The sequence below is a fragment of the Streptomyces sp. NBC_00691 genome (assembly GCF_036226665.1).
Taxonomy (GTDB): Bacteria; Actinomycetota; Actinomycetes; order Streptomycetales; family Streptomycetaceae; genus Streptomyces.
In genome coordinates, this window is the sequence record NZ_CP109007.1 from 4,707,853 (window position 1) to 4,720,638 (window position 12,786).

The 12,786-nt window shown below is 71.1% G+C and carries 9 protein-coding genes; 5 read left to right on the forward strand and 4 right to left on the reverse strand.

The window, feature by feature from the left end; genetic code table 11:
- Positions 1–44: 44 nt before the first annotated feature.
- On the forward strand, positions 45–1,034 hold the full coding sequence (locus OG392_RS21310) for a helix-turn-helix domain-containing protein (protein ID WP_329281780.1): 990 nt from the start codon (positions 45–47) through the stop codon (positions 1,032–1,034).
- Positions 1,035–1,080: 46 nt separating this feature from the next.
- Positions 1,081–1,905, forward strand: coding sequence for a dioxygenase family protein (locus tag OG392_RS21315; protein WP_329281783.1), 825 nt, complete (start codon positions 1,081–1,083; stop codon positions 1,903–1,905).
- A 9-nt stretch (positions 1,906–1,914) separates the two neighbouring features.
- On the opposite strand, the gene fahA is transcribed toward OG392_RS21315, so the two are convergent.
- Positions 1,915–3,141, reverse strand: coding sequence for a fumarylacetoacetase (gene fahA, locus OG392_RS21320; RefSeq protein ID WP_329281786.1), 1,227 nt, complete (start codon positions 3,139–3,141; stop codon positions 1,915–1,917).
- A 289-nt stretch (positions 3,142–3,430) separates the two neighbouring features.
- Between fahA and OG392_RS21325 the strand changes: the two genes are divergently transcribed.
- Positions 3,431–4,786, forward strand: coding sequence for a peptidase (locus tag OG392_RS21325; protein WP_329281788.1), 1,356 nt, complete (start codon positions 3,431–3,433; stop codon positions 4,784–4,786).
- 29 nt (positions 4,787–4,815) lie between these two features.
- Here the strand turns inward: OG392_RS21325 and OG392_RS21330 are convergent, their stop codons facing one another.
- Complete coding sequence (locus tag OG392_RS21330) at positions 4,816–6,816, reverse strand: CocE/NonD family hydrolase (protein ID WP_329281790.1); 2,001 nt, start codon at positions 6,814–6,816, stop codon at positions 4,816–4,818.
- Between the two features lie 31 nt (positions 6,817–6,847).
- Positions 6,848–8,341, reverse strand: coding sequence for a peptide MFS transporter (locus OG392_RS21335; RefSeq protein ID WP_329287384.1), 1,494 nt, complete (start codon positions 8,339–8,341; stop codon positions 6,848–6,850).
- 222 nt (positions 8,342–8,563) lie between these two features.
- Here OG392_RS21335 and OG392_RS21340 point away from each other — a divergent pair, with 222 nt between their 5' ends.
- On the forward strand, positions 8,564–9,574 hold the full coding sequence (locus OG392_RS21340) for a polyprenyl synthetase family protein (protein ID WP_329281792.1): 1,011 nt from the start codon (positions 8,564–8,566) through the stop codon (positions 9,572–9,574).
- Positions 9,575–9,760: 186 nt separating this feature from the next.
- The gene (locus tag OG392_RS21345) at positions 9,761–10,987 is read left to right on the forward strand and encodes a LolA family protein (protein ID WP_329281794.1); all 1,227 of its coding nucleotides are present in this window, start codon (positions 9,761–9,763) and stop codon (positions 10,985–10,987) included.
- 120 nt (positions 10,988–11,107) lie between these two features.
- Here OG392_RS21345 and OG392_RS21350 read toward each other — a convergent pair whose 3' ends face one another.
- On the reverse strand, positions 11,108–12,424 hold the full coding sequence (locus tag OG392_RS21350; RefSeq protein ID WP_329281796.1) for a M28 family metallopeptidase: 1,317 nt from the start codon (positions 12,422–12,424) through the stop codon (positions 11,108–11,110).
- Between the last annotated feature and the right edge of the window lie 362 nt (positions 12,425–12,786).

The following is a 12,786-nucleotide window of genomic DNA, read 5'->3' on the forward strand; positions in this document are numbered from 1 at the left end:
CCGCCCCAGTGGTCTGTACCAGTAGAGGAGAGGGGAGCCGCGCCATGAGCGGCACGACCGCCTTACCCGGGACCCCCTGCACCACCCCCAGGCCCGGCGACCCGCCCATGCACCGCCTGGAGGTCCGGCTGCCCGACCAGGTGCCCTTCGCCGTGGGGACCTTCGACACCATCGGCCCCATGTCCCGGGCCGCCTTCCCGCACCGGCACACCTTCTACGAGATCGTCCACGTCACCGCCGGGACCGGCACCCACGTCGTGGACCTCGCCCGCTGGGAGCTCCACCCGCCCCACCTGGGCCTCATCCTCCCCGGACAGCTGCACCACTGGGAGGACGCCCGGGGCCTGGACGGCACCGTCGTCCTCTTCACCGACGACTTCCTCCTCGACCACCCCGGCGACCGGGACCTCCTCCGCCGTCTCGGCGAGCGTCCCTGGCTCACCCTCGACGGACCCGCGCACGCGCGGACCGGCCGTCTGATGGGCGAACTCGTCGAGGAGTACGGACACGGCGCCGACGGCTTCGCGACCGTCCTGCGCTCCCTGCTGCACGTCCTCCTGGTCCGTACGGCGAGACTGCGCGGCCCCGGCACCCACGCGGCCCCACAGGGCCGACCCGCGGCCGTCGCCGGGGAGTTCGGCCGCCTGCTCGCCCGTACCGGAAGGGAAGGGCTGACCGTACGGGAGTGCGCCGAGCTGATCGGGGTCACCCCGGGCTACCTCGCCGAGGCCGTCAGGACCGCCACGGGCCGCACCCCCGGCGCGCTGCTCCGCGAGGCGCGCTCCAGGGAGGCCCAGCGGCTGCTCGTCGGCACCGGGCTGTCGATCCGCCAGGTCGCGGACCGGGTCGGTTTCGACGACCCCGCGTACTTCTGCCGCTTCTTCCGCCGCGAGACGGGACTCAGCCCCGGGGACTTCCGGAGGTCACACGAGCACAAGCACGGCGACCGGCAGGAGCACCAGCGGAAGCACCGCGGTCGGAAACACCACGACCGCCGTGATCCGTCCATCGAAGGCGGCGCACGGTCCGCCTAGGTTCGATGCCGACCCCCCTCAGCCCCCACGCGAGGAGCAGGCAGGCATGGACAACGAGACCAGTACCGGGCACGTCACCCGTAAGGCGGTGCTGCGGGCCGCGCTCGCGGCCGGCATCGCGGCGCCCACGGTCCTCATGGGCGTACCGGCGCTCGCCCGTACCCTCACCGCGGGAGAGGCGGCGCCCGCGCTCACCCCGGAGTGCGACGACGGCGACGACCCGACGGTGCCGCAGACCGAGGGCCCGTACTTCAAGCCCAACTCGCCGCTGCGCACGAGCCTGTTGGAGTCGGGCACGGTCGGCGTCCGTCTGACGGTGAGCGGCTACGTCTTCGGGCTCGCCTGCCGGCCGATAGCCGGCGTCCTGCTCGACTTCTGGCAGGCCGATACCAACGGCGCCTACGACAACACCGGCTTCCGGTTCCGCGGGCACCAGTTCACCGACGCCCAGGGCGCGTTCAGGCTGACCACGATCGTGCCCGGCCTCTACCCGGGCCGCACCCGGCACCTCCACGTCAAGGTGCAGGCGCCCGGCCGCCCGGTGCTCACCTCGCAGCTCTACTTCCCGGGTGAGCCCCGCAACAACACCGACAGCATCTTCGACGCCCGGCTCCTGATGACCGTGCGGGACGCGGGCGCGGCCAAGGAGGCGGCCTTCGACTTCGTCCTGAACGTGCCGCAGACCCCCGGACCGACGCCGACGGCCACCGCCACCACCCAGCCGCCCGGCGGGAGCTGGGCCGCCGGGACCGCCTACCGGGCGGGGGACCGGGTCACGTACGGCGGCCCGGCCTACGTGTGCCTGCAGGCACACACGGGCCAGGCCGGCTGGGAGCCGCCGAACGTGCCCGCGCTCTGGCGGGCCGTGTAGGCGGGCCGGTCAGGCCGAGGGGACGATCCGGCCCCGGACCTCGCCCAGCCCCACCCGCGTGCCGTCCGGGCCCGGCGCCCAGGCCGTCATGACGACCTCGTCGCCGTCCTCCAGGAACGTCCGCTTGCCACCGGCGAGTTCGATCGCGTCCCGGCCGTTCCAGGTGAGTTCGAGCAGCGAACCGCGCTGGTCCACCTCGGGCCCGGAGACCGTCCCCGAGCCGTACAGGTCACCCGTGCGCAGCGAGGCGCCGTTCACCGTCATGTGGGCGAGCTGCTGCGCGGCCGTCCAGTACATGGTGGAGAACGGCGGCTCGGCCACCCGCTCGCCGTTGATCTCCACCGTGATCCGCACGTCGAAGCCGCCCGGCTCCTCCTCACCCGCGTCGTCCAGGTACGGAAGGAGCGGGAAGTCCCGCGCGGGCGGGGCGGTCCGGGCGGCGTCCAGCGCCTCCAGGGGCGTCACCCACGCCGCCACCGAGGTCTGGAACGACTTGCCCAGGAACGGGCCGAGCGGCACGTACTCCCAGGCCTGCACGTCCCGCGCCGACCAGTCGTTGAGCAGCGTCAGACCGAAGACGTGCTCCCGGAAGTCGGCGAGCGCGACCGGTGTCCCCAGCTCCGACGGGGTGCCGACCAGGAAGCCGACCTCCGCCTCGATGTCCAGCTTGACGGAAGGGCCGAAGACCGGCGCCGGGTCCGACGGGGCCTTCCGCTGCCCCGAAGGGCGTACGACATCGGTGCCGGAGACCACGACCGTGCCCGCGCGACCGTGGTAACCGATCGGCAGGTGCTTCCAGTTGGGGGTCAGCGCGTCGCCGTCGGGGCGGAAGATCCTGCCCACGTTCGTCGCGTGGTGCTCGCTCGCGTAGAAGTCGACGTAGTCCGCGACCTCGTACGGCAGATGCAGCGTCACGGCGTCGAGCGGGTGCAGCAGCGGCTCGATGTCCGCCCGGTGCGCGGGCACCGTCACCCAGGCGGTGAGCGCCCGGCGGACGTCACGCCAGGTGGTCCGCCCGGCCGCGAGCAGCGGGTTGAGGCTCGGCCGGTCGAGGAGTGCCGCGTACGGGGAGCCGAGCGCGTGCGCCGCGGCACCCGCGTCCAGCACGTGCCCGCCGATCCGGACGCCGAGCCGGCGCCGGTCGGGCTCGTCGGCGGTGGAGAAGACGCCGTACGGGAGGTTGTGCGGGCCGAAGGGATCGCCTTCGGCCAGGTCGAGCGGGCTGTGCTCGGACATCGGTACGTGCCTCGCTTTCCACGGGTGTGGGGGACACGTTACGGGGCGCGCTGTCGGGCGTGGATGACATGGATCACACAGAAAGTGCGGCCTCCGTGGGCAACTGTCCGGCTTGATCCGCTTTACGTCTCCCGGGGGCGTCCGGCCCCGATCCGAGCTGCGAGAACAGGTCTCCCCATCTGTGGTTTCCCGCCATACGATCACGGTGGTGGCGCGCCGCGTGAAGGTACCGCAGGCGCACACCCCGTATTTCTTCATCCTTCCCTGACCAGGAAAAAGGTCCCGCACTGTGAAGATTCGTCGCATCCTCGCGACCGCCGTGGCCGCCGCTGTGACCACACCGGTCGTGTTCCTCTCGGCCGCGCCCGCCTTCGCCGACACGAAGCCGACGCCCGCGTCGACGCAGAAGACCACGCCGGGTGACGAAGACCCCGACTTCGACGAGTACGAGAAGCTCGTCGCCGCCGTCGCGAAGGCGGAGGCGAAGGTCGAGGGCCTGGAGAAGCAGCGCGAAGCCGTCGAGAAGAAGATCGACGCCGAAGACGTCGGCGAGGCCGTCAAGACCGAGCTGGCCGAGGCGAAGAAGGCCCTTGAGGCCGCCAAGGCCGCCAAGACCGCGGCCGACGAGACGCTGGCCAAGGCCGAAGAGGCGCTGAAGAAGCTCCTGGAGACCCCGGCCGAGGGCCAGGAGCCGCCCACCGAGCAGCAGAAGGCGGACGCCGAGAAGGCCGTCGCCGACGCGAAGAAGGCCGTCGAGGCCGCCGAGGCCGCCAAGACCGCCGCGCAGCTCCGGTTCGACGCCGCCGACGAGGCCTACGACGACGCCGAGGTGGAGCTCTTCCGTCAGCTCGGCCGCATCGACAAGGAACTGAAGACGGCGAAGGAGGAGCTCGCCGCCGCCGAGAAGGCCCTGGAGGAGTTCGAGGACGGCGGCTTCGGGGACTGCAAGGAGGACGACGCCGTCAAGGTCGCGCTCTCCGGTCCCAAGACGGTCACCGTCGGCACGAGCGCCGTCTTCTCCCTGCGCATCACCAACAACGCCGACCGGGTCCTGGACCAGGTCGGCGCCTACGCCGCCGCGGCCGCCCTCCCGGACGGTGAGGCGCCGATCGACGACGACGGCTTCTTCGAGCGGTACATCGACGTCGAGTGGACCGGCGCCGGCAACCCGCACTGGACGCCGATCAACGAGGAGTTCGACACCATCGAGGTCGGCACGATCGCCAAGGGCGGCCACGCCGACGTGAAGCTGCGCCTCACGCTCGACGCCAAGACCCCGGTCGGCCCCGGTGTCGCCTTCGCCGTCGGCGCGTACGAGAACAACGACAAGACCTGCGGCATCGGTGAGGAGTACGCGAGCGCGGACTTCGACATCCTCGCGGCCAAGACCGACAAGCCGAAGCCGGAGCCCAAGCCGACCCCGTCGGAGACCACCGCGACGCCCACCCCGGCGCCCACCAGCGGTGGCAACGGCAACACCGCCCAGCAGGGCGGTTCCTCGAACACCCCGGTGAAGGGCAACCTCGCCGCCACCGGCGCGAACGAGAACCTCACCCAGCTCGGCCTCGCGGCCGCCGCGACCGTCGCCCTCGGCGCCGGCGCGCTGGTGATCGCCCGCCGCCGCAAGGCCGGCGCGAGCGCGTAACCCCCCCGTTCCCCCCGTACGGCGTGTGCTCAGCCCGCCGTACGGGGGATCGTCTTCTCCCACGTCCGGTGGAAGACGACCTCCCCGCCCTCCTTGCACACCACCTCGTTCGTCGTGAAGAACGCGTCCGCGTCGCAGGTGATCTCCGAGCGGGTGTCGACCGTGACGTCCCAGGCCAGCTCCGGGCGGTGGAGGCGGATGGTCCACTCCGAGCGCGTACGGGCGGACAGCGGGCCGCTCTCGTCGATCGTGTACGTCTCGACCGCGTCCTCCGTGAACTCCAGGCCGTCCGGGTACACGCGCGTGCCGCCGTACTTCGGGTCGACCTCCAGAGTCCATTCGCCCTTCGCCACGTCCCTGACCACCACCCGCTCCGGGCGCGGTTCCTCCAGGGTGCGCGGGAAGACCACGCCGAGCGGCTCCGACTGCTCCGGCTCCTCCCAGGTGACGGAGTCCTGCGTGGGGCGGCGGACCGGAAGGGTCAGCGAGGAGCCCGCCGGGTCGAGGGTGAAACCCGCCGCGTCCGGCTGCGGCCAGATCCACGGCCAGTACGTGGACGAGACCGCGAGACGCACCCGGTGGCCCGGAGCGAAGGCGTGGCCGATGCCGTTCAGCTCCAGCACGAAGCTCTCCGTCTCGCCGATCTGCGCCTCCACGGCCCGGTCACGGCCGTAGCGGGCGGAGAAGTTCAGCACGCCCCGGGTGACCAGGGTGGAGGAGCCGTCGGGGGCGATGTCGCAGAGCCGGGCGACGACCTGTCCGGTCGGGGCGGCCGTCCGCAGGGCGAGGCTCACCGACGGGCGGCCGAGGATCTCCAGGGGGCCGCCGTCCTCCGGGACGGGGAAGTCGAAGCAGGCCGAGTGGGCGTCCTCGTCGCGCTGGTCGGGCGGCAGGTCGGCGTCGTTGCCGAAGGGGAAGAAACGGCCCGCGTCGAGCCCGGTCTGCTGCGGCGAGTCGACCACGACCGGCACGCCCTGGAAGGCGTACGTCACGGGGGTGACGTGCGGGGAGGGCCAGGCGGGGTCGGTGACCCAGCGCCCGGGCAGCTCGTCGTACACCGTCGCCGGCAGGTGCGAGTCGCTGATCCAGGAGCGGAGCAGCGGCTCGGCCATCACGTCGTTGTCGGCGTCCTTGAGGTGGTGGTCCCACCAGCGCAGGGTCTCCTGGAGGAAGCCGATGGCCGGTCCGGGCGGCAGGCCGCGGTCCGGGTACTGGTGCGACCAGGGGCCGATGATGCCGCGCACCCGGTCCTGGGGGAGGTGCTGGGCGAGCCGCAGGACGGTGTCGCGGTACGGGTCGTGCCAGCCGCCGACGGCGAGGACGGCGGCCCGGATCGCGCCGTAGTCCTCGCAGACGCTGCCGTGCCGCCAGTACGCGTCGCGGGTCTGATGGGAGAGCCAGGTGTGCAGGAATGGTTCCACGGCCTCCAGGCGCTCGAGCCACATCGCGCGCCACTCCTCGCCCACGTGCAGCGGGTCGGGCGGGCGGCAGACGAAGGCGAGCATGGTGGCGGCCCAGGCGTGCATGTCGACGGCGAGGACCGAGCCGCCCATGTAGTGGACGTCGTTGTCGTAGCGGTCGTCGGTGGAGCAGACCGTCACGATCGCCTTGAGCGGCTCGGGGGCCAGCGCGGCGATCTGGAGGGAGTTGAAGCCACCCCAGGAGATGCCGAACATGCCGACCTTGCCGGTGCACCACGGCTGCTCGGCGAGCCAGTTCACGACGGCCACGCCGTCGGCGAGCTCGACCGGGTCGTACTCGTCGCCGGGCAGGCCCTCGCTGTTGCCGTGGCCGCGGACGTCGACCCGTACGGACGCGTAGCCGTGCCCCGCGTACCAGGGGTGGCGCTGCCAGTCCCGGGGCGCCGTCCAGTCGGTGAGCCGGTACGGCAGGTACTCCAGGAGCGCCGGGACGGGCTCGTCGGTGAGCGGCCGCCACACGCGCGCGTACAGCTGGGTTCCGTCAGGCAGAGGGATGCGGAGGTCCTCGTGGCGGGTCTCGTACGGGAAGTCGGTACGGATCTTCGTCATCAGGTCACCTCAAGGGACGGGCGGGCGGTCCTCAGTGGACGGGGTGCATGGTGCGGCGCAGCCAGGGCGCCAGGGCGATCACGACGAGGCCGACGGCCACGGCCACGGCGCCGTTCACGCCGAAGTAGACGGGCTTGGAGACGTCGTCGTAGAGCTTCACGGTCTGCGCCTGGATTCCGTTGGCGAGCGCGAGGGAGAGGAACCAGAGCGACATGGTCTGGCTGGAGAAGGCCTTCGGTGCGAGCTTGCTGGTGGCGGACATCCCGGAGGTCTCCAGGAGCACGTCACCGAGGCCGAGGAGGAGGTACGAGCCGACGATCCACCAGGCGGCCATCTGGTACGTGTCGTCGGCGTGCCCGGAGGTGGGCAGGACCATCAGTAGGAACGACAGGCCGCCGAGGATCACACCGAAGGCGATCTTGTTGGAGGCGTGCGGCTGCTTGTGCCCCATCCGGGCCCAGACGGCGGCCACGACGGGCGCCAGGGCCACCTCGAAGGCGCCGAGCGCGGAGGCGTACCAGCTCGCCGGGAAGTCGAAGCCGAGGATGGTCGTACGGGCGTTGGTGGACGCCAGCAGGATCATCGTCGAGTACGCCTGGAAGAGGATGAAGTTGAAGACGACCGAGGCCAGGAAGAGCACGATGTACGGCCTGAGGCGGCCCCGTTCCTCCGCGGTGACCCGGGGGCTCGTGAACATGACCCAGAAGTAGACGACCGGCGCGATCACCGAGATCACGGTCAGCACGTCCACGAAGCGGTCCATGGTCAGCCAGCCCACGAGCGCGAGGACGGTGGCGACGGCGGCCACGACGACCGCGCCGGCGATCATCAGCCGGACCGCCTTCCGCATGGCCTCGGGGGCCAGCGCGAACTCGGCGGAGTGCTTGCGGCCGGCCAGGTGACGGCGGCCCGCCACGTACTGGATCAGGCCGAGCGTCATGCCGAGCGCGGCGGCCGAGAAGCCCCAGTGGTAGCCCTTGTGGTCGGCGAGCCAGCCGGTGATCAGCGGGCCGGCGAACGCGCCGATGTTGATCGCCATGTAGTAGAGCGCGAAACCGGCGTCCCGGCGGTCGTCGTCCGTCCGGTACAGCTTGCCGACCATGGTCGCCACGTTCGGCTTGAGCAGTCCGGTACCCGCGCTGATCAGGCCGAGGCCCACCCAGGTCATGGCGGCCGTCGGCACGGCCATCGCGTAGTGGCCGCAGGCGATCAGGATGCCGCCCCAGAGGACCGCGCGGTACGAGCCGAGGATGCGGTCCGCGAGCCAGCCGCCGGCCACCGAGACCAGGTAGACGAGCGTGCCGTACGCGGCCGAGACCGAGGCCGCGGTGCCCGACGCCATGCCGAGGCCGCCGTCGGAGACGGCCGCGGCGAAGTAGAGGACGAGGATCGCCTGCATGCCCAGGAACGAGAACCGTTCCCAGACCTCCAGGCCCGAAAGGGTCAGCAGGCCCCGGGGGTGCCCGAAGAAGGCGCGGTCGTCCTCGGGGGGCGGCTGCTCGCTGTTCGTATCGGAGTCGATCATTGTTCGGGACAAAGGGCATACTCCTGGTCGTATGAGCTGATCCCGAACATACCGGGGGTGACGGGAAGGCGCCCACGGTGATCGAAAGGTGACCGGATACGCTGGCTTGAGTGAATCGAGCGACACATCGACAATCCATGTGATCGTCAGCGTGATCGCCGGCAATCCGTGTGACCGATTCGTGGGAACGTCAGCAGGCGTCAGCAGACAGGAGACCCCCTCGTGACCGTCGTCGGGCCGTTCGGTCTTAGCGTGCGGGACCAGGCTCTTGAGGCCGATGTCCAGACCGGTTTGGCGGCAGTGGAGGCGGGCCTCCTCGACGCCACCAAGAGCGATGTCCCCTTCATCACGGAGGCCGCGCAGCACCTCGTCCTGGCCGGTGGCAAGCGGTTCCGCCCCCTGCTCGTGATGCTCTCCGCCCAGTTCGGAGACCCCTACGCGCCCGGCGTCGTGCCCTCCGCCGTCGTCGTCGAACTCACCCACCTGGCCACGCTCTACCACGACGACGTCATGGACGAGGCCGACGTCCGGCGCGGCGTCGACAGCGCCAACACCCGCTGGGGCAACTCGATCGCCGTCCTCACGGGTGACTTCCTCTTCGCCCGCGCCTCGCACACGCTCGCGGATCTCGGTCCCGAGGCCGTACGCATCCAGTCCGAGGCGTTCGAACGGCTCGTCACCGGTCAGATCCTGGAGACCGCGGGCCCGCAGGAGGGCCGCGACCCGGTCGACCACTACCTCGACGTCCTCGGCGGCAAGACCGGCTCCCTCGTCGCCGTCTCCTGCCGCTTCGGTTCGATGATGTCCGGCGCCGACGAGAGCGTCGTCGACATCCTCACCCAGTACGGCGAACGGCTCGGCGTCGCCTTCCAGCTCGCCGACGACGTCCTCGACATCGCCTCCGACTCCCACGAGTCCGGCAAGACCCCCGGCACCGACCTCCGCGAGGGCATCCCCACCCTGCCCGTCCTGCACCTGCGGGCCGCGGCCGCCGCGCACGGCCGCCCCGAGGACCTGGAGCTCGTCGAGCTCGTCGACGGCGACCTCACCGACGACGACCGCCACGCCGAGGTCCTGCGCCGCCTGCGCGCCCACCCGGCCCTGGAGCAGGCCCGCAAGGACACCGTGCGGTACGCGGAGGAGGCCCGCGCGATGCTCGCGCCGCTGCCCGACGGGTACGCCAAGGCGGCGCTCGCGGAGATGTGCGACGCGGTGGTGCACCGGGCGGGCTGAGGCCCCCGGAGTGATGTGCGGGCGGGGCCGGCGCGGTCCGCCGTACGGCGGCCCGTCTCGGGGTCGGGTCATCCCGAAGCAGTACGTGAGGTTGATCCCCGGGGCTGACGCTTCCGCCCCTCCCTTTTGGTGAGATGGAGACATCGACCACGAGGGCCCGTGAAGGGCACGGAGGTAGGGGAGACCATGGCAGAGTCCCGTAAGGCGAGCCGGTACATCGTCCCGGTCGCGGTGGCAGGAGTTGCCGCGGCGACCATCGGCCTTGTCCCGGCGCTGGCGGCGTCCGGCGACCCCGATCTGCCGGAGATCACCGCCCAGCAGCTCATCGAGAAGATCGCCGCCTCCGACACGCAGACGCTCTCCGGCACGTTCCGGATCTCCACCGACCTGGGGCTGCCCCTGGAGGGCCTGACGTCCGGCCTCGGCGGCCTCGCCGGGGGCATGGGCGGCGGTGCCGGCGGCGGCGCGTCCGTCGACCCCTCCGAGCGGCTGACCCAGCTCGTCTCCGGCAGCCACACCCTGCGGGTGTCCGCGGACGGCCCGGAGCGCCAGAAGCTGACGCTGCTCGACGGCTCCGACGAGTACAGCCTGATCCACAACGGCGACGACGTCTGGGCGTACGACAGCAAGTCCAAGGAGGTCTTCCACGAGAAGGCCCCGGCGGACGCGGACGCCCCCGGCGCCCACGACGGCCCGAAGGACAAGGAGCTGCCGGGCACGCCCAAGCAGCTCGCGGACGAGGTCCTGAAGGCAGCGGGCGACACCACGTCGATCACCGTCGACGGGACGGCGAAGGTGGCCGGCCGGGACGCGTACCAGCTGGTGATCAAGCCGAAGCAGTCCGGTTCGACGGTCCAGTCGATCAAGATCGCGGTGGACGCGGCGAACGGCACCCCGCTGAAGTTCACCCTCGCCTCGGTCGAGGGCGGCAAGCCCGTCGTCGACGCGGGCTTCACGAAGGTCGACTTCTCGAAGCCGGCGGCCTCCGACTTCACCTTCAAGGCGCCGGAGGGCGCGAAGGTGACCGAGGGCGGCGCGGAGAAGGCGGCGGGCGAGAAGGGCGATCCGTTCGGCGGCCAGCTGCCGCCGGGCCTCGAGGACGTGTTCGGCGGCTTCGGCCCCGGCACGGGCCCCGGCACGGGCTCCGACAAGGGCGGCGTGAACGTCATCGGCGAGGGCTGGACCACGATCGCGAAGATCGACTCCGGGGCGCCGGCGCCCCGGACCGACGAAGCGCCGAAGGAGTTCCAGGGGCTCCTGGACTCCCTCGGCGACAAGGTCACCGGAAAGTTCGGCTCGGGCACCGTCTTCAAGACGAAGATCGTGAACGCGCTCCTCACCGACGACGGCAAGGTCTACGTCGGCGCGGTCACGCAGGACGCGCTGGTGAACGCGGCGAACGCCGGCAAGTAGAGCTTCACGTAAGACAGTTGGGACCCCGGGCGGGTCGGGGGCGATGTTCACCGACCCGCCCGGGCGTTCTTGTGCGTCCGGCCCGAGGCGCTACGGCCCCGGGGCCGCGGCGCTACGGCCTTACGGGAACGTCAGCTTGAAGCCGCTGATGTAGCCGGTGTCGGCCGAGGCCTTGTCCTGGACGCGGAGCTTCCAGGCACCGTTGGCGACCTCGGAGGAGGCGTTCACGGTGAAGGTCTGGACGATGTTGTCGGCGCTGCCGCCCGACCGGTTGGACAGGCTGTAGACCGAGCCGTCCGGGGCGACGAGGTCGACGACCAGGTCACCGCGGTAGGTGTGGACGATGTCCACGCCGACGGCGAGGTTGCTCGGGGCGTTGCCCGTGACACCCGTGACGTTGACCGTCGAGGTCACCGCGGCGCCGTTGTCCGGGACGGACACGTCGGCCGTGTTCTCGAAGACCTTGCCGGTGGGCGGCGTGGTCGTGCCGGCGGACAGCGTCCAGATCGCGTGCGCGATCGCGTCGCTGTTGCGGTCGAGAGCGGTGTCGTTGATGTTCGCCGTCGTGTCGCAGGAAGAGTGGTAGCAGCGGTCGAAGGCCGTGGCCGTACCGCCCCACTTCTGCACCTGCGCACTGGACTTGACCCGGCTCGCGCCCGTGAACAGGCCCCCGACGGGGACGCCGACGTTCTTGAAGGAGGCGTGGTCGGAGCGGCCGTCGCCCTCCGTCTCGATCTCTGTCGGGACGCCCAGACCGGCGAAGTAGTTCTTGAACGTCGTCTCGATCGTCGGGTCGTCGTCGTAGACGAAGTAGCCCGGGTTCGGCGAGCCGATCATGTCGAAGTTCAGGTACCCGGAGAGCTTGGCGCGCTCGGTGGTGGGCAGCTGCGCCACGTAGTACTTCGAGCCGACGAGACCGAGCTCCTCTGCGCCCCACCAGCCGAAACGCAGGTGCTTGGTGGGCTGGTAGCCGGAGCGGGCGACGGCGAGGGCGGTCTCGAGGACGGCCGCGGAGCCTGAGCCGTTGTCGTTGATGCCGGGACCCGAGGTCACGGAGTCCAGGTGCGAACCGGCCATCAGGACCTGGTTCGGGTCACCGCCGGGCCAGTCGGCTATCAGGTTGTAGCCGGTGGAACCGCTGGAGGTGAACTGCTGGACGGTGGTGGTGTATCCGGCCGCGTCCAGCTTGGCCTTCACGAAGTCGATGGACGCCTTGTAGCCGGTACGGCCGTGGGCGCGGTTGCCGCCGTTGGCGGTGGCGATCGACTGGAGGTCCGTCAAGTGCTGCTTGACGTTGGCCAGCGGGATGTCGGGGGCGGCGACGGCCGCGGCCGGGTTGGCCGAGGCGGTGGTGCCGGTGAGCCCGGCGAGGGCGAGCGCCGCGACAGCGGCGACCGCGGTGGCTTTGGTGATACGTCTGGGCACGGAGATGTTCATCTGTGGGGGCTCCGGATTCCGAACGGGGATGGGACGGAACGTGCGAGACGCCTCGGGCTTGGGTGCCACGAGGCGCTGGAGCTGTGCGAGTGCTTGTACGGTTTTCAGTTGTCCGGGTGTTCAGATGTTCTGTTGTGCGTGCTGAATGTTCAGTGAGATTTTGACTCCGCGTCAAGAGCGGAAACCGGTCAGACACGTTCGCTCACCGAACACGTACGTCTGCGACGGCCTGACGGGGGTGCTGGGGTGGGGTGTCGGGGGTGGGCCGGGTTCGTGGGTCTCGGGTGCGGCCGCCCTCTTTCCGAGTGTGGCGTCCTGCACCACCGCGTCAAGGGCGCCTTCGGCGTCGCTGCGCGATGGGC